Raw genomic sequence first — 24,962 nt, 5'->3', positions numbered from 1 at the left:
GCCGCCAGACTATTTTTTAAGCTCTCGTCTTAACAGCAATTTCTCCAGCTCAAACGCGGTAAAGAGCAGTGCGCCAGAGGCCAGCGCAATCAGCCAGAAATCCAGCGGCAGCGGCGTGGTGCCAAAAAGTTTGTTCATTGGCGGCCAGGCGGTTACGGCCAGCTGAAGCAGTACCAGCAGGCCGCCGGTCAGCCAGATACAGTGGCTTTTCAGCAGTCCGGTATGCAGCGGGAAACCTTCTGGTTCATGGCAGCTGACTATCCAGGCGATCTGCGCCACTACTATGACCTGCAGCAGTAGGGTATGGATAAATGCTGGCTCGTGGCCGTATGCCTGCAGCCAGTCTTCTACGGCGAATGCGAACAACATAATCAGCACGCCAACCAGACAGCTCTGCCAAAACAGACGGCTCTTCTCCGAAGAGGTCGTTTCGCACCGTCCGGTACGCATTGCTTGCGCATCGGTTTTTCTAAAAATCAGGCTAAGGGCAAGCGTAATCGACGCGATAATATTTATCCAAAGGATCTGTAGCGGCATCAGCGGCGTCATTTTTCCCGCCATCGTGGCGAAGATAAACAACAGCGTCTGCGCCAGGCAAACTGGCAGAACAAACCGCACAATTTTTTTCAGGCTATCACGAATGCGCTGGCCTTCCTGAACGGCATCCGCGAGAGAGGCAAAGCTGCCGTTGCCCGTTATTATATCGGCGACTTCTTTTGCCGCTTCGGCGCTGTTATCGCCCAGAGCGATGCCGACGTCGGCCTGTTTCAGCGCTGGCGTATCGTAAACGCCATGCCCGGTTATGGCGACTGTTTCGCCCTGGCTTTGCAGCGCTTCGACCAGGCGCCGTTTATGCTGAGGCTGGAAATTCAGAAAGATATCGTGACGGCTTGCCGCCAGCGCCAGTTCGGCGTCGGTCATTGCCTCCAGATGGCGGCTATCAAGCGCGCTGCGGCCATCGCCGATGCCCAACATTCGGCCCATTACCAGCGCCGTCGCTGGTCGCTCGTCGGCAAACATTTTGACCTGAACGCCAGCCCGGTGGCAGCGAGCAATTGCCTCGGTCACCTCCTGGCGTGGCGGGTCGATCAGGGTTGCCATCCCGCAAAAAATCAGGCCTTGTTGCAGGTAGTCGTGATCAAGGCCTGGCTGATTTTCATCAGCCAGGCGCCAGGCGCTGGCGATCGCCTGTAGCCCTTCGCCAGCATGCTGCGCCAGCCGCTGCCGCCAGAAGTCGATATCCAGCGGCGCCAGGCCCTGCGCGGTTTGTTGAAAGTCGCACAGCGATAAAAGCGCTTCTGGTTCACCGGTTGCCAGCAGATAGTCGACACCGTTAATCAGATGGCGCGTTGCCTGATATTTTCTGGCGTTGTCGAACGGAAGCTTAGCCAGCAGCCGTACTTCGGATCCCGGTATATGCGCTTTAGCTGCCGCTACCTTAAGCGCGCCCAGTTCCGGATTGCCGGTAATGCGCCATTTTCCTTGTTTATCCTGCAATAGCGCACTGTCGTTGCACAGGTCCAGATTTTGCAGCAGGCGGCTAAGCTGAGCATGCGCCGCAGGTTCCACTACACTATAGCCCTTTTCCTGCAGGAAACGTCCTTCCGGTCTGTAGCCGTTTCCCTCCACGCGGATCGTCTCGTTGTGCAGTATCAGCGCTTTAACCGTCATTTCGTTGCTTGTCAGCACGCCTTTTTTATCGCTACAAATCACGCTTACTGCTCCCAGCTTCTCTGTCGCAGGCAGCTTGCGGATAAGGATATTTTTCTTCGCCATCGTGCGTGCGCCCATCATTAACGTCAGGACGATAATTGTGGGCAATCCCGCAGGGATGGCGGCAAGAATCAGGCCGGATAGCCTCGGCAACAGCTCGATTAAGGGCAAGCCATGTCTTAGCAGTGAGTAAAAAAACAGAAAAGCGATCGTCGTCGTAACCGTCAACAAAAAGCCTTTGCAAAGCCGTTTTAATAGCGGGCCTGGCGATGGCTTAATAGCTGTCAGCATGCAACAAATTTTGCCCAATTCCATTTTACTGCCGGTTGCCACCGCAATCCCGGTGGCGCTGCCAGAAACGATCGTCGAGCCGGAAAAAAGCATATTGCTGCACTGGCCCGCAGGCGTTTCGCTAATGATTGCGGCCGCCTGTTTGGCGACGAAGCCGCATCTGCCGGTCAGGAGAGTTTCGTCTACCTGTAAATCGTGCGTGGTGATCAACCGGAGATCGGCAGGCGCTTTATCGCCTGCATTTAATATAACTATGTCGCCCGGCACCAGTTCGCTGGTAGCCAGCAGCGCGACTATGCCGTCACGCCTTACCAGCGTTTGCTCAGGAAGCAGCCCCGCAAGGTTTTTTAACGCGTTCTCTTCGTCGCTGTGCTGCAGCCAGCCAGCGAGCGCGTTTATCGTAATAACGGCAAGGATAATGGCGGTCTCCAGCCAGCGTTCAGCCGTAGCTGTTAATGTTGCAGCTAGCAGCAAGCTGCAGCTCAGCGCATCGGTAGAGTGGGCCAGAAAGCGGACTGGCACGTTTTTCCTTTTGCGCGAGGGCAGCTTATTAGGGCCGATGCCGCTCAAACGTTTGCGCGCCTCTTCTGTGGAAAGGCCGGACTCATGGCTTTGCATTCTTCTTATTACGCCAGCCGCATCGTAGCGATGCCAGGCGGGCGCCTGGTTTATTTTTTGCGTCACTGGTAATCCTTGCAGAAAAAATAACAACGGAAGCTCTTTGCAAACGGCCAGAAACCCTGGGTTAACTAACCGCCATTTTGTTGGTGATGCATAAAACGACTAACGTTGGCGTGAGCAGAGGGAGGTCATGCTGAAGGAAAGCGCAGCGGAGGAAATTGATCTTAATTAACCTTTAAATGAGAAAAATCAGCTACCTGCGCATAATTTAATAACAGTTTAAAAAGGTCAGGCTACGTAAATTTACGGGCCTGACATAGCGGGAGTCGCCAGGCCTGGTTAGCATGTTAAGAGCTTAAGTGTTGAGAACAGGACAAAGAGAGGCGTTAACGTGGGAAAAGTCATGGCGGACAAGTGGCAGGTTTGGATTGCGGGCGCCTGCCTGGCGATAGTAGCAGGCACGGCACAGGCGGACTCGCTGGATGCGCAGCGTACGCGCTATCTGCAAATCAAACAGGCCTGGGATAATAAACAAATGGATCAGGTTGCGGAGCTGATGCCCACGCTGCGCGATTACCCGCTTTATCCTTATCTTGAATATCGCGAGCTGGCGCAAAATCTCGATCAGCAAAGCAGCTTTGTGATTAACGACTTCATTAAAAAATATCCGACGCTGCCGCCGGTACGCACGCTTTCATCTCGCTTTATCAACGAGCTGGCACGGCGGGAAGACTGGCGCGGGCTGCTGGTATTCAGCCCTACTGAACCGAAGCCGGTAGCCGCCCGCTGTAACTGGTACTATGCCAAATGGGCTACTGGCGAGCAGCAGGTCGCCTGGCAAGGTGCTAAATCGATCTGGCTGCGCGGCACCTCGCTGCCTTCTGCCTGCGATAAATTGTTTACAGTCTGGCAGGCGGCAGGCGAACAGACACCGATTACCACGCTGGAACGCATTCGCCTGGCGATGGTAGCCGGTGACAGTAACCTGGTGAACTTCCTGGCTAAACAACTACCGGAGGATTACCAGACCATCGCCAACGCGGTGATGGATCTACAAAACAATCCGCAGAACGTAGAGGCGTTTGCCCGCATCGCAGGCCCCACTGACTTTACCCGCCAGGCAACGGCTATCGCCTTCGCCCGCGTCGCGCGCGAAGATGCTGAAAACGCCCGTGCGATGATCCCGTCGCTGGTGCGGCTACAGAAGCTGAGCGAGCAGGAAGAGCAATCTTTAAAAGAGGCCGTTGCCTGGCGGCTGATGGGCAACGATGTGACCACAGAGCAGGGCCGCTGGCGGGATGATGTCATCATGCGCAGCGATTCGGATTCGCTGATTGAGCGCCGCGTAAGGATGTCGCTGGGCAATAACGATCGGCGCGGGCTAAATACCTGGATTGCGCGCCTGCCGGTCGAAAGCAAACAGAAAGATGAATGGCAATACTGGCAGGCCGATCTGCTGCTGGAGAAAGGCCGTAAAGAAGAGGCCGATAAGATCCTGCGCCGCCTGATGCAGGAGCGCGGCTTCTATCCAATGGTTGCGGCTCAGCGCCTTGGCGTCGCTTTCCCTTTGCAGGTTGATGAGGCGCCAGCGGTCGACAGCAGTTTGACGCAGGGACCGGAAATCGCCCGCGTGCGTGAGCTGATGTACTGGAATATGGATAACCTGGCGCGCACCGAATGGAGCTATCTGGTCGGCAGCAAAAATCGTAGCCAGCAACAGCAGCTGGCGCGCTACGCCTACGAGCAAAACTGGTGGGTACTTAGCGTGCAGGCGACTATTTCAGGCAAACTATGGAACAGCCTGAAAGAGCGTTTCCCGCTGGCTTACCAGGAGCAGTTCAGGCGCTATACGCAGGGCAAAGCCATCCCGATCAGCTATGCCATGGCGATCGCCCGCCAGGAAAGCGCCTGGAATCCTAAAGCCCGTTCGCCGGTCGGCGCGTCTGGCCTGATGCAGGTTATGCCTGCCACCGCGCAGCACACCGTTAAAACCTATAGCCTGCCGGGCTACGGCAACAGCAGCCAATTACTGGATGCGGAAACCAACATCCAGATTGGCACGCAGTACCTGGAATCTGTCTACCAGCAGTTCGGCCAGAACCGTATTTTCTCTTCGGCTGCCTATAACGCCGGGCCGTCGCGGGTAAGGACCTGGCTGGGCAACAGCGCCGGACGGCTGGACGCGGTAGCCTTTATCGAAACCATCCCTTTTTCGGAAACGCGTAACTACGTTAAAAACGTGCTGGCTTATGATGCCTACTACCGACACTTTATGCAGCAGTCGGATAATATCCTCTCTGACGGCGAGTGGCAGCGGCGCTATTGATTCGGCCCGGCCTGTGCTATGCTGCTGTACTAGTTAAAGAGTATGGGCTGACTATGACCGAACCTTCCGTTCCCGTAACCATGGAACCGCACAATGAAGAGTGGCAGCGCTTTGTGGCGCTGCTGCAGCACGCCTTTGACAAGGGGCTGCATCTGCCGCTGCTGCAATTGATGATGACGCCGGACGAGCGCGAGGCTCTGGGCACGCGTCTGCGCATTATTGAAGAGCTGATGCGCGGCGAGATGAGCCAGCGCGAGCTGAAAAACGATCTGGGCGTGGGCATTGCTACCATCACGCGGGGATCCAATAGCCTGAAAAGCGCACCGCCAGCGTTAAAAAGCTGGCTGGAAGCGCAGTTGCTAAGCGGTTCAGATAAGCGCTGAGTCGTCCGCGTCCTGCTGGTAGACGGCATTATGAAAAGGACAGAGCGCCAGGATTAGCGCCTGATGATAAACGCTGGTACGGCTCAGGCGGCCTGCGGTAAAAGCACCAATAGCGCCGCCTTTTTGCTTGATATTCTCGATGCCGGTCAGGCTTGCCATCACTTCGCCCAGCTCGCGTCCGGCCGCGATGCCTTTTACCACTACCGGCGGCAGCGTAAAGCTGGCCGAGCGCGATTCACCACGCTGCTGCCGGTTTTCAATCACCATCCAGGCGAAAGCGCTTTCGCCTTCAATCCCGGCTTCAACGGCTACCCAAAAATCCGCTTCTGGCCGAAGCTGCCGGGCATTCTGTACGCGCTGGCGTGCGCCAGTTCTCGTTTCTGCATCAGTAAGGGGCTGGGCAGCCACGCCACTGTCGACCTCAATGCCTTCCATATGGCAGGATCCCTCACCGAAAATATCGCTGAACGCCTGAGAAATTGCCTTAATTTTTGCCGGATTAATGGTTGCAGCGACAACATGGTACATAATTATTTGAACCCCTTACGCAAATTTGCCGCAGTATAACGGAAAAAAGCAATGTTACAGGTCTATCTTGTTCGCCACGGAGAAACGCTTTGGAATGCAGCGAGACGCATTCAGGGACAGTCGGACAGCGCGCTGACGGCTAAAGGAGAGCACCAGGCGAGACAGGTGGGTGAGCGGATGAAACATCTGGGCATCACTCACGTTATCGCCAGTGACCTGGGCCGCACCAGGCGGACGGCGGAAATCATCGCCGACGCCTGCGGCTGCGATGTCGCGCTGGATCCACGCCTGCGCGAGCTGAATATGGGCGTGCTGGAGCAGCGTCCGCTGGACTCGCTGACGCCGGAAGAAGAGGGCTGGCGCGCTACGCTGGTTAACGGCACGGAAAATGGGCGTATCCCAAACGGCGAGTCGATGACGGAGATGGCCGCCCGCATGCAAGAGGCGCTGAATGCCTGCCTGAAGCTGCCTGCCGGAAGCCGTCCGCTGCTGGTCAGCCACGGCATGGCGCTGGGCGTGCTGGTCAGCACCTTACTGGGCTTGCCGGCCCATGCCGAACGGCGGCTGCGGCTGCGTAACTGCTCGATCTCCCGCGTTGATCACCAGCAGAGCGCGTGGCTGGCGTCCGGCTGGGTCGTGGAAACGGCAGGAGATATCTCGCATCTGGACGAGCCGTCGCTGGACGAGCTGCAGCGCTAGCGGCTGGTTACTCGGGCTGGCGGCGGATCGGAATCAGATACTCACAGCGGATATCTTTTGGCGGCTCCGGCAGCTTTTTGCCGCCGTGCGTGTAAAAGCGCTCGATGTCCTGGCCGTGTCGGCGCGTTAGCTGCAGCGTCGGCATACAGGTGCCGTAAATCTGTAGGATAAACTCCTGCAGGTTGGTTCTTGGCCCTTCGTAGGTAAACTGCACGTACTCGCCGCCTTCCAGCAGCACCGTCTGCGTGGCGGGTACGGGCTGAAACAGCTTGTCGGACGGCACGGCGGTGGTATAGAGGATCTCCTGCTCGTCGTCTTTCTCCAGGCTCGGGCGTGACTGGTGCAGGCCGTACAGCACCGGCGGAATCATATCCGTTTCGGTCAGAAACTGGCGCCAGAAATGCAGCCGCATCTCATCGCGATAGCTGGAGATCTGCTCCAGCGTACAGGTATAGCTCTGCGTTTGCCCCACCAGCACCGTTTCCGGCAGGCTGACGTAGGTTGCTTCCGGTAGCTGAACATCATCCAGCCGAATTGGCGGACGCAGCCCAAAAGAGTGCCAGTCGGAAGCGCGGCGGTACCAGGCTGGCGTTTGGTTAAACTGCTTCTTGAAAGCGCGCGTAAAGGTTTGCTGAGAGTCAAAGCGGTACTGTAGGGCGATATCCAGAATCGGACGACTGGTAAGACGCAGTGCAACCGCTGCCTTTGACAGCCTGCGCGCACGAATATAGGCGCCGATGGCATGACCCGTGACCTCTTTAAACATCCTTTGTAAATGCCATTTTGAGTAGCCCGCTCGGGCGGCGACATGGTCCAAAGAGAGCGGCTGGTCAAGGTGGCTTTCAAGCCAGACAAGCAAATCGCGAATGATACCGGCTTGATCCATAAATCGTCCTCATCCTGGTTAATGTTGATCAGTAACAGTTCGACAAAATGCTGATGGCGCACGAACCTTTTTCAGTGCTGTATGCTATACCAGGGCGCGCCAGGGCCGCCAGTGTAAAAACGCTAAGCGGGTTAACTTACAATGTCAGCTATTTTCTTTGCAATGGTAACGTTATGATAATGAAAAAATTGTTAATAGTCACAGCCGTGATTTTTGCCTCTGTTGCCGCACGCGCTGAGGTAGTAGGCTCGGTAGATACTACCTTTAAAGTGTTCGGGCCGGATCACAAAATTGTGGTCGAAGCTTTCGACGATCCCGATGTACAGAACGTGACCTGCTATCTTAGCCGCGCCAAAACCGGCGGAATCAAAGGGGGATTAGGGCTGGCGGAAGATACCTCAGATGCGGCGATATCCTGTCAGCAGGTTGGGCCAATAACGCTCAGCGATAAAATCGCCCAGGGAAAAGCGGAAGGCGAAGTGGTTTTTCGCAAGCGCACGTCGCTGGTATTTAAAAAGCTGCAGGTGGTGCGTTTTTACGATCGTAAACGCAACGCGCTCATTTACCTTAGCTACTCAGACAAGGTTGTAGACGGCTCGCCTAAAAACGCTCTGAGTGCCGTGCCGATTATGCCGTGGAACCGCTAAGGAAAAACGGAACAGGGCCGCGGTAAGCGGCCCTTTAGCGCGGCACTGGCTATTCCTGCAGGTCGCCGCAGAAGCGGTAACCCTCGCCGTGAATAGTAGCGATGATTTCCGGTGTATCCGGCGTAGACTCAAAATGCTTACGAATACGACGGATAGTAACGTCCACGGTGCGATCGTGTGGCTTCAGCTCGCGGCCGGTCATCTTCTTCAGCAGATCGGCGCGGGTCTGGATCTTGCCCGGATTCTCGCAGAAGTGCAGCATGGCACGAAACTCGCTGCGCGGCAGTTTATACTGCTCGCCCTGCGGGCTGATCAGAGAGCGGCTGTTGATATCCAGTTCCCAACCGTTGAAGCGATAGCTTTCAACCAGCTTGCGCTCTTCGCTGTGCGGTGCCAGGTTCATGGTACGTGACAGCAGGTTACGGGCGCGAATAGTCAGCTCGCGTGGATTAAAAGGCTTGGTTATGTAGTCATCCGCACCGATTTCGAGGCCAAGAATTTTGTCGACTTCATTATCTCTGCCAGTCAGGAACATCAGCGCCACGTTGGCCTGCTCGCGCAGCTCGCGCGCCAGCAGCAGGCCGTTTTTGCCGGGAAGGTTGATGTCCATAATGACCAGATTGACGTCGTTCTCGGTCAAAACCTGATGCATCTCTGCACCGTCCGTAGCTTCATAAACCATGTAGCCTTCGGCCTCAAAAATACTTTTGAGAGTATTGCGAGTAACTAATTCGTCTTCAACGATAAGTATGTGCGGGGTCTGCATGTGTTTGCTACCTAAAATTGCCAAAAAACGATATGGGCATACAGCGGTTACCGTATTGATAATACGCAGGCATCAGCTGATGCGTAACGCGGGCTGTACGGAATATGTTCACAAGCCATTCATGGACCGGAACATCCCAGGTAAAAAGGGTATATTCCCTGTCTCGGCAAGGTCAAAAATGGCGTATATCCTAACCTCATTAACAGCAACATAACAGCACAAGCCACGGCCAACAGCCAATAAATAAAGCTTAATTGACTTATATCAAACCAATTGTAGCACGTTGAGGTGCTGTTGAAAAATGCCTCACGGCAGGGCGGTTTAGCGCAGAAAGCACCGTCTGTTGATGGAGTATTTAGGGCAATTATCTGAGAAGAGTATAGCTAAATTTTAACATTTCTTAATTGACTGAAGTAAATGAGTTTATCTGTAGATAAATGTTTTTATCACTAAAATTTACCGATCGGCGCCGTAGTTTTCAATTATGGCTGGTCAGATTCACTGTTATTATGTTGTTGATTTGTTAAAATCAGCATAAGGGTTTCGCGACCACTTTATGCCGTAGTCATTGTAAAAATTCCGTTCATTAGCACTTAAGAAGGCCGTTATGCGTTTTTCCCTGATACTTGTTGCACCCGCCCGACCAGAAAACGTCGGGGCGGCGGCTCGCGCCATGAAAACCATGGGATTTGAAGAATTAAGGATCGTGGAGAGTCAGGCGCATCTGGATCCGGCTGCGCGCCGGGTAGCCCACGGTGCTGGCGAGATCCTGGATAAAGCGACGCAATGGCCGTCGCTGGCTGCGGCGCTGGAGGATATTGATTTTAGCATCGCCACAACCGCGCGCAGCCGGGCAAAATTTCGCTACTACGCTACGCCACAACAGGTAGAAAGCCAGCTGGCCGAAAAACAGCAGTGGCTAGGCAGCGCGGCGCTGGTGTTTGGCCGGGAAGATACCGGACTGACCAATGAAGAACTTGAACTGGTGGATTTACTAACCGGCATCCCGATGGCGGCGGATTACCCTTCGCTCAATTTGGGACAGGCGGTGATGGTTTACTGCTATCAGCTCTCCGCGCTGCGTCAGGTTACCGCGGCGCAGGCGACGCCAGCGGATGGGCAGCAGCTTGCCGCGCTGCGCCAGCGGGTAAATTTGCTGGTCGCCAGGCTTGAAGTCAGCGATGACCAGAAGCTGGTTGACTGGCTGGATCAGCGTCTTGGCCTGCTGCAACAGCGGGATACCGCTATGCTGCACCGTCTGCTGCATGACATAGAAAAAAAACTTATAGATAAAAACGCCTGATAATAACTTAATTCCAGGGATAAATGCTAAGGATAAGCGGGTTTCACCCTGATTAAGATCTGTTTTTAGCGTGGATCCCTGGCAACCGTTTTGCTGGCGGTTTTTCGCCAGCGGATAAAAAAATTGACTTAGCAGAGGCTTTGCTTTACTTCTGAAAGCGGACAAATTCGAGACAGACAGTAAAATCTAAAATGCGTACTCACAGCCTGATGACAACAATCATTATTACCACCACCACCATTACCACAGGTAAAGGTGCGGGCTGACGCATACAGGAAAAAATAAAAAAAGCCCGCACCTTAAACAGTGCGGGCTTTTTTTTCGGCAAAAATTCAGGAGATGATTATGCGAGTGCTGAAATTCGGTGGAACCTCAGTCGCCAACGCGGAAAGATTTTTGCGCGTGGCAGATATTCTGGAGAGCAATGCTAAGCAGGGACAGGTCGCTACCGTATTGTCCGCGCCAGCGAAAATCACCAACCATCTGGTGGCGATGATCGAAAAAACCATCAGCGGGCAGGATGCCCAGGCTAACCTGCTTGATGCCGAGACCATTTTCGACGCCCTGCTGAAAGGCCTGGCCGCAGCAGAGCCTGATTTTGGCTATGACCGTCTGAAAGCGGTAGTGGATGCGGAGTTCGCCCAGCTAAAACAGGTGCTGCACGGTATCAGCCTGCTGGGCCAGTGTCCGGACAGTGTCAATGCCGCTATTATCTGCCGTGGCGAAAAGCTCTCCATCGCCATTATGGAAGAACTGCTGCGCGCTCGCGGCTACGGCGTCAGCGTAATCGATCCTGTAGAGAAACTGCTGGCCGTAGGTCACTATCTTGAATCTACAGTAGATATTCCTGAATCTACTCGCCGCATTGCTGCCGGACAGATCCCGGTGGAAAATATGATCCTGATGGCGGGCTTTACCGCTGGCAACGATAAGGGCGAACTGGTGGTGTTGGGCCGTAACGGTTCCGATTATTCCGCTGCCGTGCTGGCCGCCTGTCTGCGCGCCGACTGCTGCGAAATCTGGACGGATGTCGATGGCGTGTATACCTGCGATCCCCGTCAGGTTCCCGATGCCCGCCTGCTTAAAACTATGTCCTATCAGGAGGCGATGGAGCTTTCCTACTTTGGTGCCAAAGTGCTGCATCCGCGCACTATCGCGCCAATCGCCCAGTTCCAGATCCCCTGTCTGATCAAAAACACTGCTAATCCGCAGGCGCCCGGCACGCTGATCGGCGGCGACAGCGGCGATGATGATAATCCGGTAAAAGGCATCACCAACCTGAACAATATGGCGATGTTTAACGTCTCCGGGCCGGGCATGAAAGGGATGATCGGCATGGCAGCCCGCGTTTTTGCGGCGATGTCCCGCAGCGGCATCTCCGTAGTGCTGATTACGCAATCCTCTTCTGAATACAGCATTAGTTTCTGTGTGCCACAGAGCGACCAGCTACGCGCTCGCCGCGTGCTGGAAGATGAGTTTTTCCTTGAGCTGAAAGATGGCCTGCTGGAGCCGCTGGACGTGATGGAAAACCTGGCCGTTATCTCCGTGGTAGGCGACGGCATGCGCACGCTACGCGGCCTTTCAGCGAAGTTTTTCTCCGCGCTGGCGCGAGCCAATATCAATATCGTCGCCATCGCGCAGGGCTCTTCTGAGCGCTCTATTTCAGTTGTTGTGAACAATGACGACGCCACTACCGGCGTGCGCGTGGTGCATCAGATGCTGTTCGCCACCGATCAGGTGATTGAAGTCTTTGTAATCGGTGTCGGCGGCGTTGGCGCGGCGCTTATCGATCAGCTTTCCCGTCAGCAGGCGTGGCTGAAAAACAAGCATATCGATCTGCGCGTCTGCGGCATCGCCAATTCCAAAGCGCTGCTGACCAACGTACACGGCATCCCGCTGGATAACTGGCAGGCGGCACTGAAAGAAGCGAAAGAGCCTTTTAACCTTGCGCGCCTGAACCGGCTGGTGAAAGAGTATCATCTGCTGAACCCGGTGATCGTTGACTGCACCTCCAGCCAGGCCGTGGCCGATCAATACGCAGATTTCCTGGCGGATGGTTTCCACGTAGTTACGCCAAACAAAAAGGCCAACACTTCTTCGTGGCATTACTATCAGCAAATGCGCGCGGCGGCGGCGAAATCGCGCCGCAAATTCCTGTACGATACCAATGTTGGCGCAGGCCTGCCGGTAATTGAAAATCTGCAAAACTTGCTCAACGCTGGCGACGAGCTGCTGCGCTTCTCCGGCATTCTTTCCGGCTCGCTGTCGTTTATTTTCGGCAAGCTGGACGAGGGCGTCTCGCTTTCGGAAGCGACGCGCATGGCGCGCGATATGGGCTTTACCGAGCCGGATCCGCGCGACGATCTCTCTGGTATGGATGTGGCACGCAAGCTGCTAATCCTGGCGCGTGAGGCGGGCCACCAGTTAGAGCTGAGCGATATTGAAATTGAGGCCGTGCTGCCGTCAGAATTCACCTCGCTGGATGTAGAAACCTTTATGCAGCGTTTGCCAGAGCTGGACAATGCCTTTGCTACGCGGGTACGCAGCGCGGCAGAAGAGGGCAAGGTGCTGCGTTTTGTCGGCGTAATTGAAGAGGGCGGACGCTGCCGCGTAAAAATCGATGCCGTCGACGGCAACGATCCGCTGTATAAAGTGAAAAACGGCGAAAACGCACTGGCGTTTTACAGCCGCTACTATCAGCCTATTCCGCTGGTACTGCGCGGTTACGGTGCCGGTAACGATGTGACCGCCGCAGGCGTGTTCGCCGATCTGTTACGCACCTTGTCATGGAAGTTGGGAGTTTAAACATGGTTAAGATCTATGCCCCTGCCTCAATCGGCAATGTCAGCGTGGGCTTTGACGTGCTGGGCGCGGCAGTGTCGCCCGTAGATGGTTCACTATTGGGCGACTGCGTAACGGTGGAGGCGGCCAGCGAATTTAGCCTGCGCAACGAGGGGCGCTTTGTCAGCAAACTGCCTGCCGATCCGCAGGAAAATATTGTCTGGCAGTGCTGGGATCGTTTCTGCGAAGCGATTGGCAAACGCGTGCCGGTCGCCATTACGCTGGAAAAAAATATGCCGATCGGCTCCGGGCTGGGCTCAAGCGCCTGTTCGGTGGTAGCCGGGCTGATGGCGATGAATGAATATTGCGACAGGCCGTTAAGCGATAATGAGCTGCTGGCGCTGATGGGCGAGCTGGAAGGCCGGGTTTCCGGCAGCGTCCACTTTGATAACGTAGCGCCCTGTTTTCTCGGCGGTCTTCAGCTGATGCTGGAAGAAAACGGCATCATCAGCCAGTCGGTGCCAGGCTTTGACGACTGGCTATGGGTGATGGCCTATCCGGGGATCAAAGTCTCTACCGCTGAGGCAAGAGCGATCCTGCCTGCGCAATATCGTAAAGAGGATATCGTTAAACATGGCCGCTATCTGGGCGGCTTTATTCACGCCTGCCACACGCAGCAGCCGGAGCTGGCGGCAAAACTGATGCGCGACGTGGTGGCGGAACCCTATCGTACCAAACTGCTGCCGGGCTTTGCCGAGGCGCGCCGGGCTGCGCAGGATATCGGCGCGCTGGCGTGCGGTATTTCCGGCTCCGGGCCGACGCTGTTCGCCGTCTGCAATCAGGCAGGCACGGCGCAGCGCATGGCGGACTGGCTCCGTCAGCATTACCTGCAAAACGAAGAAGGCTTCGTCCATATTTGCCGCTTAGACACGGCTGGCGCACGTAAACTGGGATAACGCATGAAACTTTATAATCTGAAAGATCACAACGAGCAGGTCAGCTTTTCGCAGGCGGTTAAACAGGGCCTGGGTAAACAGCAGGGGCTGTTTTTTCCGCTGGAGCTGCCGGAGTTTGAGCTGACCGATATCGACGCCATGCTGGAGATGGATTTCGTCAGCCGCAGCAGCAAAATTCTCTCCGCTTTTATCGGCGATGAAATCGACGCGCACCATCTGCACGAGCGCGTAAAAAACGCTTTTGCGTTTCCGGCACCGGTAGCTAAGGTTACCGATGACATCTCCTCACTGGAGCTGTTTCACGGGCCGACGCTGGCTTTTAAAGACTTCGGCGGCCGCTTTATGGCGCAGATGCTCTCTTACGTCAGCGGCGCAGATGAGAAAATTACCATTCTGACCGCCACTTCCGGCGATACAGGCGCCGCCGTAGCCCATGCGTTTTACGGTATGGAGAACGTGCGCGTCGTGATCCTCTACCCGCAAGGCAAAATCAGCCCGCTACAGGAAAAACTTTTCTGCACGCTGGGCGGCAATATCCAGACCATCGCTATCGACGGCGATTTCGATACCTGCCAGTCGCTGGTTAAGCAGGCTTTCGACGACGAGCTGTTGAAAAAAGCTATTGGCCTGAACTCGGCCAACTCGATCAATATCAGCCGCCTGCTGGCACAGATCTGCTACTACTTCGAAGCGGTAGCGCAGCTACCGCAGGAGAAGCGCAACCAGCTGGTGGTTTCCGTACCAAGCGGTAACTTTGGCGATCTGACCGCTGGCCTGCTGGCAAAATCGCTGGGCCTGCCGGTAAAACGTTTTATCGCTGCGACCAACGCCAACGATACCGTACCGCGCTTCCTGAAAGGCGGCGAGTGGCTGCCAGCGGCCACGGTATCCACGTTGTCTAACGCCATGGACGTCAGCCAGCCGAACAACTGGCCGCGCGTTGAGGAGCTGTTCCGCCGCAAAACCTGGCGTCTGACCGACCTGGGCTTCGGCGCAGTCGATGATGAAACCACCCGCGCCACTATGCGCGAGCTGGCGGATCTGGGCTATATCTCCGAGCCGCACGCCGCCATCGCTTACCGTCTGCTGCGCGATCAGCTGCAGGAAGGCGAATTCGGCCTGTTCCTGGGCACGGCGCATCCTGCCAAGTTCAAAGAGAGCGTAGAAGAAATTCTGGGCCAGCAGCTACCGTTGCCGAAAGAGCTGGCGGATCGGGCGGAACTGCCGTTGCTGTCGCACAAAATGGCAGCCGATTTTGCCGAGCTGCGCGAATTCCTGCTCTATAAATAATGCTGCCGGCCCTTATTCCTTAAGGGCCGTATTTTCTCCCCGCTGTTACCCGGAAGCGCCTCCGGCATTATTCGTTGCCTGCTGTGACCCTGAAGGCTGCTGGCTTTGCGTAGTTGCGGCTTGCTGTGCTGGCGCGGGCGGCGCGGTGATAGCCTGCTGTCCCTGTATGGCTGCCGCCGGATTGGGTTGCCCCGCTGCGGTAATATTCGCTGGCCCGTTTGTGGCAGCGGCCACCGCGCCGCGTACTTTGCTGTGTGCCTGATAGATCTGATTCACCATCTTGTAAGTCAGGCCAAAAGCGGCCGCGGTGCCAGCGTTGTTTAACAAACTGGAGAGCAGCGGCGAGATGTTGCCTTTGGTCGCTGCGTTCAGCACCTGCTGTGCGGCCAGGGTGCTGCCGTTGGCGAAGTTATTCCAGCTTAGTCGGGCAATGGAGTGATCCAGCAGGCGGCCGTAATCCTTCATCGGCAACGAAGGCGAGAATTTTTGCGAGTCGCCTGCGCGTTTGGCGTCGTAGTGTTTGCCGAGAAACGCATCGCCCGTTTCAATCACGGTATTGCAGGCGGCGCGGATCCCCGACACCAGCGCGCCCATCTGGTGCAGCTCTTTGCCGCTAAGCCGCTGGCCGGAGGCATCGCGAATTTCCGGCCCGGAAACGGTATAGCCCTGCGGCAGCGCTTTTTGGATCAGGGCATCCTGCAGCATGCCCATCGCCAGCGTATTCAGCGTGTACCAGGCGCCATTGGTGCTCATATCGCCATCGCTGACGCCGTGGCTGGCTTTGCCGTCGCGTGAGGCGACCATGCTTCCGGTAGCCTGCAAAGACTCGCGAGAAACGGCGTAGAGCACGTTGCGTAGCTGGGTGCTGAGCACGCGAGCCGTTAAACCCGAATTGCCGGTTAGCGCGCCTGCTGCCGACATGCCGACGTTCAGTAGCTCGGCCATAACCTGCTGTCCACTCACACGCTTTGAATCACTCTGGTGCTGGTCTACCAGGCTTTGCCACTCCTGAGGTTTATCGCGCTTCATAACAGCACCCTGACTGGGGCTCAGGCCGAACTGGCCACGCACGGCGACGTCATTCTGTAGCGGATCGCGGGCCAGGCGCGGTTCCCTGACACGGCTATGGGCGGCGATATTGACCAGGGAGGCGGCGACCTGTAAGCCAACGGCTGCCGCCGGATGTTTCTCTGCCAGGTGCGGTAACATCATGTTATAGGCTTCGATAAAAGCTTCTTCGCGCATCAGCGTCGGCAGGCCGCAGGTGATCATCTGCTGCAGCGCATGCCCGCCCAGCGCACCCCATGCCTTGTTTTGCAGCGGCGCAGAGGCGAATTTCCCCAACGTGACGGCGGAGTGTTTGGTTTCATCCCAGCCCGCTTTTCCGACGACTTTCGCGCCCTGCCAGCTTTTGTTGCCGACATATTTTGTGCCCTGCCAGCCCGCTTTGCCAGCCACGTTCAGCTTATCGCCAGCATAGCTGCCGCCGGTTTTCAGGCCATTCCAGGTTGTATTGCCCAAGGTTTGCAGTCCGCCGGAAGCGCTTTTTAAGCCTGATTTTGCGCCGTCGGCCATGCCGGAAAAAAATTGACCGGCGTTATGGCTGACTCTGGCTGCACGTGCCGGATTTGCATCGGGCAGTGGGCCGCTTTCGATATCGCCCCGGCTGTTCTGCACCGTCATTTGCTGACGCACGGGCGCGCGCTGAATTGGATCGCTCATAAAGTGCCTCGCTGGTTGTCGTTATTGAATGCCTGGGTCAGCGTCATAAAATTTGCCAGCCATTCGGCGAAATCAATGCCGTCCAGACCGAACGAATCCCAGCGCGAAAGCAGGCTGACCTGCTCATCGTATAAACCCAGCGAGCAGTGCGTCAGCAGCTGTAAATCGCCATTGGCGAGCAAAAACTGCCTGGCTGAATCAGGATTTAAATCGAGCGGTGTAGCCAGGAAAAGATGGCGGCCATTGCCGTCGGCAGTCACAGCAATATCGCGTTCGGGGAAACGCAGTGAACAAAGGCAACCGTTCAAACTGTATTGTGCCGCGGGCAACTGTAGCGCGGTGATGGTCTGCTGCATCAGCGGATAGTGCCACTGAGCGGCCAGTGCTTTTTCCGCCAGCGCGTCGATTTTCAGTGCCGTTTGCTGTTGCCAGCCAGCGACCCAATCGGGCGGCGAAGGCTCTTCACTGGCTTCCTGCGTGGCATCGGGTTGGCCAGGTGAAAATAGTAGATCGATCAGGCTGGCAGCCAGCGCGTCGAGATCGTTCATTATCTCCGCCAACGCCACGGCGTTATCGATTGCGTCGAAAGCCAGCCGCCGGGTCAGTAGCGTGGTGCCTTGCTCATCCAGCGAGAGACTAATGCCGTTCATCGCCATAGCGATGCCGTTGGCGCGCAACAAGAGCTGTTGCCAGGTTTCAGGATGAATGGCCTGCGGCGTTCGCAGATAGCCTACAGCCAGCCACAGCGGCACAGGTTCTTCGCTCTGACAGATCACGACTACATGTAACGCGTCGAGTTGCAGCAGACCCGTTTCGGCGAATTGCTGTTGTGCTGGTTCGTCTGCATCAAATTGCGCCGCCGCCGCCCGTAGCCAGGCATGTGAGGCTACCGGCAGCGGGTTTTGCAGCGTGGGCGTTACAGGCGATTCTGCTGACGGATGCGAGGCCTGCCAGGCCCGTTCCGCCACGGTTTTTAGAAGTGTTTGCCGATCCATACTTACCTCGCGGCTGATTGAGACAGGCCTTGAGTGGTGTGGCGGGAGTCATGGTTCTGTTACTGCGGGTTTTATAACAAAAAGCTATGGCTGGAGAGGAAACAGGCGGCCAGCCAGAGGCCGCCAGCGGGGTCAGGCGATTTCGCGGCGTTTAAACACCAGTTCGCGCTCGCTGCTTTCGTCGGCGGCAAAGAAGTAGCCGTCAACGTCAAAGGCTTTTAGCTGTTCTGGCTGAGTTAAGCGTTTCTCAATGATATAGCGGCTCATCAGGCCGCGCGCCTTTTTGGCATAGAAGCTGATGATTTTGAACTTGCCGTTTTTCTCATCCAGAAACACCGGCTTAACAATGCGGCCCTGAATTTTTGCTGGTTTTACCGCTTTAAAATATTCATCGGAAGCCAGATTGATCAGCACGTCGTCGCCCTGATCCGCCAGCGCCGCATTCAATGCTTCGGTCAGCTTATCGCCCCAGAAGGCATAGAGATCTTTACCGGCAGGATTAGCCAGCTTCGTGCCCATCTCCAGACGGTAAGGCTGCATTAAATCCAGCGGTCGCAGCAGGCCGTAAAGCCCGGAAAGCATGCGCAGATGCTGCTGGGCGAAAGCGAAATCCTCTTCCTGCAGCGTTTCTGCGGCAAGGCCGGTATAGACATCGCCTTTAAAGGCCAGGATCGCCTGGCGCGCATTATCCGGCGTAAAAGGCGTTTGCCAGTTCTGAAAGCGGCCCGCGTTTAAATCGGCCAGCTTATCGCTGATGCTCATTAGCGAGCCGATCTGCGCAGGCGTCAGCTCGCGCGCTACTTCGATTAAGGCTCTGGCGTCATCCAGCAGCGCAGGTTGCGTAAAGCGCTCGGTCGCCAGCGGGCTTGCAAAATCCAGCGTCTTGGCCGGGGAGATCACCATCAACATTGCAGAATCCTTATGTAAAACGCCGTCTGAAGGCGGAAAAAAGCGGGAGCAGTGTAGCAAAAAAGCGTGCTTGCATAACAAATCGCTGCTATCGGCCCGGACAAACCTGCTAAAAAACGGCACGATTTAGCACTCAGTGGCCTTGCCGCAAGCTTACCTTGCATGGCCGGTCTCGCGTGATATTATCCGTGGCAGACAGTTTCAAGAACCCGATAACTCTTCTGAGAGAATGACAACCATGACGGATAAACTGACTTCCCTGCGCCAGCTCACCACCGTTGTCGCCGATACCGGCGATATCGCAGCGATGAAGCTGTACCAGCCGCAAGACGCCACCACCAACCCTTCACTGATCCTGAACGCCGCCCAGATCCCGGAATACCGTAAGCTGATCGATGAAGCAGTGGTCTGGGCGCGCGAGCAGAGCAGCAAGAAAGAAGAGCAGATCCAGTACGCGGCCGATATGCTGAACGTGAAAATCGGTCTGGAAATCCTGAAGCTGGTGCCTGGCCGTATCTCAACAGAAGTCGATGCGCGTCTCTCTTATGATACCGAAGGCAGCATCAATAAAGCACGCGCGCTGATCAAGCTCTACAACGATGCCGGTATCAGCAACGATCGCATCCTGATCAAGCTGGCTTCTACCTGGCAGGGCATCCGCGCTGCCGAGCAGCTCGAAAAAGAAGGCATCAACTGTAACCTGACGCTGCTGTTCTCTTTTGCTCAGGCTCGCGCCTGCGCCGAAGCGGGCGTTTACCTGATTTCGCCGTTCGTGGGTCGTATTCTGGACTGGTACAAAGCCAATACCGACAAAAAAGAGTACGCGGCACATGAAGATCCGGGCGTAATCTCCGTTTCCGAAATTTACCAGTATTACAAGCAGCACGGTTACGAAACCGTAGTGATGGGCGCCAGCTTCCGTAACGTTGGCGAGATCATCGAGCTGGCGGGCTGCGATCGCCTGACGATTTCTCCGGCACTGCTGAAAGAGCTGGCAGAGAGCGAAGGCACGCTGGAGCGCAAACTCTCTTACACTGGCGAAGTAAAAGCGCGTCCGGCCAAAATGACCGAAGCTGAATTCCTGTGGGAGCACAACCAGGATCCAATGGCGGTAGATAAGCTGGCGCAGGGCATTCGCAACTTCGCGCTGGATCAGGCTAAGCTCGATAAAATGCTGGCCGAACTGCTGTAATTCTCGCGCGCGGCCGGTTCTCCGGCCGCGTTCTGTACTTCAGGCACGGCAATGTTTATCCTTTCTCTATTCCCCTTTTAAAGCCACGCCCTGCTGCGGCGGCATCACAGTGATAACACCATGAATACTTTACGCATAGGACTGATCTCCGTTTCGGATCGCGCCGCCAACGGCATTTATCAGGATGAGGGATTGCCCGCGCTGGAAGCCTGGCTCTCTCAGGCGCTGGCAACGCCTTTTACCGTTGAAAAACGGCTGGTGCCGGATGAACAGCCGATGATTGAGCACGCCATTTGCGAGCTGGTGGACGAGATGTTCTGTCATCTGGTGTTGACCACTGGCGGCACCGGCCCGGCGCGTCGCGACGTAACGCCCGATGCGACGCTGGCTATAGCTGACCGTGAAATGCCAGGCTTTGGCGAGCAGATGCGCCAGATCAGCCTTAACTTTGTACCGACCGCAATCCTTTCGCGCCAGGTCGGCGTGATCCGCAAACAGTCGCTGGTAATCAATTTGCCGGGACAGCCAAAATCGATTAAAGAGACGCTGGAAGGCCTGAAAGACAGCGAGGGCAAAACCAAAGTGCACGGCATTTTCGCCAGCGTGCCTTATTGTATTCAGCTGTTGGACGGCCCTTATGTAGAGACGCATGAAAAGGTGGTAGCAGCATTTCGCCCGAAAAGCGCCAGGCGCGAAACAAACGGCTAAAGTCAGGCAGATTCAGGCATAAAATTCAGCGTCGCTGGCATAGCGGAAAATGAACGGTATAGTCATGCAGACCTACTTCTGGCTATGCGATCGCTATGCACGATAACAATACGCGTCGGTTAACCCGACAGGACTACAAAACTTTATCTCTGGCCGCGCTGGGCGGCGCGCTGGAGTTTTACGATTTTATCATCTTTGTTTTCTTCGCTGCGGTAATCGGCGAGCTTTTCTTTCCGGCTGATATTCCCGACTGGCTGCGCCAGGCGCAGACTTTCGCTATTTTTGCAGCGGGCTATCTGGCGCGTCCGCTTGGCGGCATTATCATGGCGCACTTTGGCGACAGCAAAGGGCGTAAAAAAATGTTCAGCCTGAGCATCCTGCTGATGGCGCTGCCGACGCTGGCGATGGGGCTGCTGCCGACCTACGCCTCATGGGGCATTGCAGCGCCTGTTCTGCTATTGCTGCTGCGTATCCTACAGGGCGCGGCCATCGGCGGCGAAGTGCCTGGCGCCTGGGTTTTTGTGGCCGAACACGTACCGGAAAAACGTATCGGTTTCGCCTGCGGCACGCTGACCGCCGGGCTGACGGCGGGTATTCTGTTGGGCTCGCTGGTCGCCACCTTTATCACCACCACGCTTTCAGCTCACAGCATCGCGCAGTTTGGCTGGCGCATTCCTTTCTTTCTGGGCGGCATATTCGGCCTGATTGCACTTTATTTGCGGCGCTGGCTGCATGAAACACCGGTCTTTACCGAAATGCAGACGCGCAAAGCGCTGGCGCAAGAGCTGCCGCTGAAGACTGTCGTTATGGCGCACCGTCAGGGCGTAGCCGTCTCTATGCTACTGACCTGGCTGCTTTCAGCCTGCATTGTGGTGGTGATTTTAATGGCGCCCGCGCTGCTGCAAAAAACCTACGGGCTGCCAGCAGCGCAGACCTTGCAGGCCAATAGCCTGGCAACAGTGATGCTACTAATTGGCTGCGTTATAGCGGGATTAGCGGCGGATCGTTTTGGCGCAGGCAAGACATTAATGGCAGGCAGCCTGTTGCTGGCGGGCGGCTGCGCCTGCTTTTTCAATGCTGCCGCCACCGCGCCGCACTACCTTTATGCCGCTTATGCGCTGGCCGGGCTCAGCGTGGGTGTGGTAGGCGTAACGCCTTTTATTATGGTGAAAGCTTTTCCGGCGGAAGTGCGTTTTACCGGCATCTCTTTTTCCTACAACGTCGCCTACGCCATCTTCGGCGGCCTGACGCCGATTTCGGTTACTTTTATTATGAAGCTGACACCGATGGCACCGCTCTGGTATGTGCTGAGCCTGGCCGCGATGGGCTGCGTGCTTGGTGGCTGGCTGCTGCGCAGCGGCAAACGGCCATTGTTAAGCCAGATTAGCATTCGCTGAAAAATAGCCCCGGCTTCGGGGCTAACTTTTAGGCTTTTGCGGGCTCGCCCGTGGGCAGCGCCGTACGGCCAAGCTGCTCATTAATCACTTCCGCCATAGCCAGGTAGATAGCGCTGGCGCCGCAGATAATACCCTCAAAACCGGCAAAGGCCAGAACAGCCTCGTTGCCGGTAATATTACCGATAGCTAATAGTGCGAACAGCACCGTCAGGCTGGCAAAAACAAATTGCAGCGCCCGGCTGGCTTTGAGCGTGCCGAAGAACATAAACAGCGTAAAAATGCCCCACAGCGCCAGCCAGATGCCCAGGAAAACCGCATCGGTCGGCATCGCCAGGCCCATTTGCGGCAGCAGCAGGACGCCGACCAGGCTTAGCCAGAAGCAGCCGTAGGCGGTAAAGGCAGTCAGGCCGAACGTATTTCCTTTTTTATACTCCAGCAGGCCTGCCAGAATCTGCGCCAGGCCGCCGAAAAAGATGCCCATACTCAGCACCACGGAGGCCAGTGGAAAAAATCCTGCATTATGTAGATTCAGCAGGATGGTGGTCATCCCAAACCCCATCAGGCCCAGCGGGCCCGGATTCGCCAGTTTATTGTTATGCATAAGTCCTCTGCTATAACGAAAAATTAAAATAAAAACGTGCGAGCAGGGCGGTTAACCGCCGCTTTCCTGCAAAGCGCGCGGCATCATAAAGAGCCGCAGGCAGAGGAACATTGATCTGAAGAAGGATAAAAACGAAATTTTTTTGCCCCTGCCCCTTGATGCCAGGCGCGCAGGCCCCATCTTATTTGGCATCCAAGGCTGTGTAGCGAAAAAAAGCGCGGGGCCGGGAGTTGAAACGGCAGAAACCGCCCGCATTAAGTGTGCATAACCTGATTTGAAACGAATTTAAGTGGGAGACGTTTAGATGGGCAAGATTATTGGTATTGACTTAGGTACAACTAACTCTTGTGTCGCCATTATGGATGGCGGCAAAGCGCGTGTACTGGAGAATGCGGAAGGCGATCGCACCACGCCATCCATCATCGCTTATACCCAGGATGGTGAAACCTTGGTGGGTCAGCCTGCTAAACGCCAGGCGGTGACGAACCCACAGAATACCCTGTTTGCGATCAAGCGCCTGATTGGCCGTCGCTTCCAGGACGAAGAAGTGCAGCGCGACATTAAAATCATGCCTTACCAGATCGTCGGCGCCGACAACGGCGACGCATGGCTGGACGTGAAAGGCCAGAAAATGGCACCGCCGCAGGTTTCTGCGGAAGTGCTGAAGAAAATGAAAAAGACGGCAGAAGATTACCTGGGCGAGCCGGTAACAGAAGCGGTCATCACCGTACCAGCCTACTTTAACGATGCGCAGCGTCAGGCGACCAAAGATGCCGGCCGTATCGCAGGTCTGGACGTAAAACGTATCATCAACGAACCCACCGCAGCCGCGTTGGCTTACGGTATGGACAAAGGCCAGGGCAACCGTACTATCGCGGTTTATGACCTGGGCGGCGGTACTTTCGATATCTCTATTATCGAAATCGACGAAGTTGACGGCGAAAAAACCTTTGAAGTTCTGGCGACCAACGGTGACACCCACCTGGGCGGCGAAGACTTCGACAGCCGTATGATCAACTATCTGGTCGCAGAATTTAAGAAAGATCAGGGCATCGATCTGCACAACGATCCGCTGGCGATGCAGCGTCTGAAAGAAGCGGCAGAAAAAGCGAAAATCGAGCTTTCTTCCGCGCAGCAGACTGACGTAAACCTGCCGTACATCACTGCTGATGCTACTGGTCCTAAGCACCTGAACATCAAAGTGACCCGTGCGAAGCTGGAATCGCTGGTAGAAGATCTGGTGACCCGTTCTATCGAGCCGCTGAAAGTTGCTCTGCAGGACGCAGGCCTGTCCGTCTCCGATATCAACGACGTGATCCTGGTCGGCGGTCAGACTCGTATGCCAATGGTGCAGGCGAAAGTGGCCGAGTTCTTTGGCAAAGAGCCGCGTAAAGATGTGAACCCGGACGAAGCGGTAGCGGTAGGCGCAGCGGTACAGGGCGGCGTGCTGGCAGGCGACGTAAAAGACGTACTGCTGCTGGACGTAACCCCGCTGTCGCTGGGTATCGAAACCATGGGCGGCGTGATGACTTCGCTGATCGCGAAGAACACCACTATCCCGACCAAGCACAGCCAGGTGTTCTCTACCGCAGAAGACAACCAGTCTGCAGTAACCATTCACGTGGTGCAGGGTGAGCGTAAGCGTGCGGCGGATAACAAATCGCTGGGCCAGTTCAACCTGGATGGTATTCAGGCAGCACCGCGCGGTATGCCGCAGATCGAAGTGACCTTCGATATCGATGCGGACGGTATTCTGCACGTTTCCGCTAAAGATAAGAACAGCGGTAAAGAGCAGAAGATTACCATCAAGGCGTCTTCTGGCCTGAACGACGACGAAATCGAAAAAATGGTTCGCGATGCAGAGGCTAACGCCGAAGCCGACCGTAAGTTCGAAGAGCTGGTGCAGATCCGCAACCAGGCCGATCATCTGTCGCACAGCACCCGTAAGCAGCTGGACGAAGCGGGCGACAAACTGCCTGCGGACGACAAGGCGCCAATCGAAGCGGCCCTGACCGATTTGAACACCGCGCTGAAAGGCGAAGACAAAGCGGAAATCGAAGCGAAAATGCAGGCGCTGATGGAAGTCTCCAGCAAGCTGATGGAGTTCGCTCAGCAGCAGCAGGCCGCTGGCGGCGCAGCTGATGCGGCAGACGCTTCCGCGAAGAAAGACGACGACGTGGTTGACGCTGAGTTCGAAGAAGTTAAAGACAAAAAATAATCGCCCTTGAGCGGGCACGGCGGGCCGCAA

20 protein-coding genes and 1 other annotated feature are annotated in these 24,962 nt (G+C 55.9%); of the genes, 12 read left to right on the top strand and 8 right to left on the bottom strand.

Annotated elements, in window-relative coordinates:
• Positions 1-9: 9 nt before the first annotated feature.
• Complete coding sequence (locus tag ACETPC_RS21950; protein ID WP_380184590.1) at positions 10-2,688, bottom strand: HAD-IC family P-type ATPase; 2,679 nt, start codon at positions 2,686-2,688, stop codon at positions 10-12.
• Between the two features lie 340 nt (positions 2,689-3,028).
• Here ACETPC_RS21950 and sltY point away from each other — a divergent pair, with 340 nt between their 5' ends.
• A complete protein-coding gene (sltY, locus tag ACETPC_RS21945) occupies positions 3,029-4,951 on the top strand; it encodes a murein transglycosylase (RefSeq protein WP_380184622.1) in 1,923 nt (640 codons plus the stop codon).
• Between the two features lie 53 nt (positions 4,952-5,004).
• Positions 5,005-5,334: a trp operon repressor gene (gene trpR / locus ACETPC_RS21940; RefSeq protein WP_380184589.1), complete on the top strand. Its 330-nt coding sequence runs from the start codon at positions 5,005-5,007 to the stop codon at positions 5,332-5,334.
• On the opposite strand, the gene yjjX is transcribed toward trpR, so the two are convergent.
• Entirely contained in the window at positions 5,320-5,862 is a 543-nt protein-coding gene (gene yjjX, locus ACETPC_RS21935; protein ID WP_380184588.1) for an inosine/xanthosine triphosphatase, read from the bottom strand. The two genes, trpR and yjjX, sit on opposite strands and share 15 nt — an antisense overlap.
• Before the next feature lie 51 nt (positions 5,863-5,913).
• Here yjjX and gpmB point away from each other — a divergent pair, with 51 nt between their 5' ends.
• A complete protein-coding gene (gene gpmB / locus ACETPC_RS21930) occupies positions 5,914-6,561 on the top strand; it encodes a 2,3-diphosphoglycerate-dependent phosphoglycerate mutase GpmB (protein WP_380184587.1) in 648 nt (215 codons plus the stop codon).
• 7 nt (positions 6,562-6,568) lie between these two features.
• On the opposite strand, the gene robA is transcribed toward gpmB, so the two are convergent.
• Positions 6,569-7,447, bottom strand: a complete 879-nt coding sequence (gene robA, locus ACETPC_RS21925) for an MDR efflux pump AcrAB transcriptional activator RobA (RefSeq protein WP_380184586.1) — start codon at positions 7,445-7,447, stop codon at positions 6,569-6,571.
• A gap of 173 nt (positions 7,448-7,620) precedes the next feature.
• Between robA and creA the strand changes: the two genes are divergently transcribed.
• A complete protein-coding gene (gene creA / locus ACETPC_RS21920; RefSeq protein ID WP_380184585.1) occupies positions 7,621-8,094 on the top strand; it encodes a protein CreA in 474 nt (157 codons plus the stop codon).
• A gap of 49 nt (positions 8,095-8,143) precedes the next feature.
• On the opposite strand, the gene arcA is transcribed toward creA, so the two are convergent.
• The gene (gene arcA / locus ACETPC_RS21915) at positions 8,144-8,860 is read right to left on the bottom strand and encodes a two-component system response regulator ArcA (protein WP_336142790.1); all 717 of its coding nucleotides are present in this window, start codon (positions 8,858-8,860) and stop codon (positions 8,144-8,146) included.
• Between the two features lie 607 nt (positions 8,861-9,467).
• Between arcA and ACETPC_RS21910 the strand changes: the two genes are divergently transcribed.
• The 4 genes from ACETPC_RS21910 (at position 9,468) to thrC (ending at position 15,190) form a co-directional block, all read left to right on the top strand.
• A complete protein-coding gene (locus ACETPC_RS21910; protein ID WP_380184584.1) occupies positions 9,468-10,163 on the top strand; it encodes a tRNA/rRNA methyltransferase in 696 nt (231 codons plus the stop codon).
• A 198-nt stretch (positions 10,164-10,361) separates the two neighbouring features.
• Positions 10,362-10,486 (top strand) — a sequence feature (Thr leader region).
• Between the two features lie 22 nt (positions 10,487-10,508).
• On the top strand, positions 10,509-12,968 hold the full coding sequence (gene thrA, locus ACETPC_RS21905; RefSeq protein ID WP_380184583.1) for a bifunctional aspartate kinase/homoserine dehydrogenase I: 2,460 nt from the start codon (positions 10,509-10,511) through the stop codon (positions 12,966-12,968).
• A 2-nt stretch (positions 12,969-12,970) separates the two neighbouring features.
• Entirely contained in the window at positions 12,971-13,900 is a 930-nt protein-coding gene (gene thrB, locus ACETPC_RS21900) for a homoserine kinase (RefSeq protein WP_380184582.1), read from the top strand.
• Between the two features lie 3 nt (positions 13,901-13,903).
• A complete protein-coding gene (gene thrC, locus ACETPC_RS21895) occupies positions 13,904-15,190 on the top strand; it encodes a threonine synthase (RefSeq protein WP_380184581.1) in 1,287 nt (428 codons plus the stop codon).
• Between the two features lie 45 nt (positions 15,191-15,235).
• On the opposite strand, the gene ACETPC_RS21890 is transcribed toward thrC, so the two are convergent.
• The 3 genes from ACETPC_RS21890 to yaaA form a co-directional block, all read right to left on the bottom strand.
• On the bottom strand, positions 15,236-16,912 hold the full coding sequence (locus tag ACETPC_RS21890; protein WP_380184580.1) for a hypothetical protein: 1,677 nt from the start codon (positions 16,910-16,912) through the stop codon (positions 15,236-15,238).
• Positions 16,909-17,907, bottom strand: coding sequence for a type III secretion system chaperone (locus tag ACETPC_RS21885; protein ID WP_380184579.1), 999 nt, complete (start codon positions 17,905-17,907; stop codon positions 16,909-16,911). The genes ACETPC_RS21890 and ACETPC_RS21885 overlap by 4 nt, the downstream gene beginning before the upstream one ends.
• A gap of 132 nt (positions 17,908-18,039) precedes the next feature.
• A complete protein-coding gene (gene yaaA / locus ACETPC_RS21880) occupies positions 18,040-18,816 on the bottom strand; it encodes a peroxide stress protein YaaA (RefSeq protein WP_380184578.1) in 777 nt (258 codons plus the stop codon).
• 238 nt (positions 18,817-19,054) lie between these two features.
• Here yaaA and tal point away from each other — a divergent pair, with 238 nt between their 5' ends.
• The 3 genes from tal (at position 19,055) to ACETPC_RS21865 (ending at position 22,113) form a co-directional block, all read left to right on the top strand.
• A complete protein-coding gene (gene tal, locus ACETPC_RS21875; RefSeq protein WP_380184577.1) occupies positions 19,055-20,008 on the top strand; it encodes a transaldolase in 954 nt (317 codons plus the stop codon).
• Positions 20,009-20,128: 120 nt separating this feature from the next.
• Positions 20,129-20,716, top strand: a complete 588-nt coding sequence (gene mog, locus ACETPC_RS21870; protein ID WP_380184576.1) for a molybdopterin adenylyltransferase — start codon at positions 20,129-20,131, stop codon at positions 20,714-20,716.
• Positions 20,717-20,811: 95 nt separating this feature from the next.
• The gene (locus ACETPC_RS21865; RefSeq protein WP_380184575.1) at positions 20,812-22,113 is read left to right on the top strand and encodes an MFS transporter; all 1,302 of its coding nucleotides are present in this window, start codon (positions 20,812-20,814) and stop codon (positions 22,111-22,113) included.
• A 28-nt stretch (positions 22,114-22,141) separates the two neighbouring features.
• Here ACETPC_RS21865 and satP read toward each other — a convergent pair whose 3' ends face one another.
• Positions 22,142-22,714, bottom strand: a complete 573-nt coding sequence (satP, locus tag ACETPC_RS21860; protein WP_380184574.1) for an acetate uptake transporter — start codon at positions 22,712-22,714, stop codon at positions 22,142-22,144.
• 304 nt (positions 22,715-23,018) lie between these two features.
• Here satP and dnaK point away from each other — a divergent pair, with 304 nt between their 5' ends.
• Positions 23,019-24,932, top strand: coding sequence for a molecular chaperone DnaK (gene dnaK / locus ACETPC_RS21855; RefSeq protein WP_380184573.1), 1,914 nt, complete (start codon positions 23,019-23,021; stop codon positions 24,930-24,932).
• Positions 24,933-24,962 lie beyond the last annotated feature (30 nt).

Origin of the sequence: Pantoea sp. sgz302252, from assembly GCF_042610525.1 — a bacterium.
In the GTDB taxonomy this organism is placed as follows: Bacteria; Pseudomonadota; Gammaproteobacteria; order Enterobacterales; family Enterobacteriaceae; genus Erwinia.
This window is presented reverse-complemented; position numbering and strand designations above follow the sequence as displayed.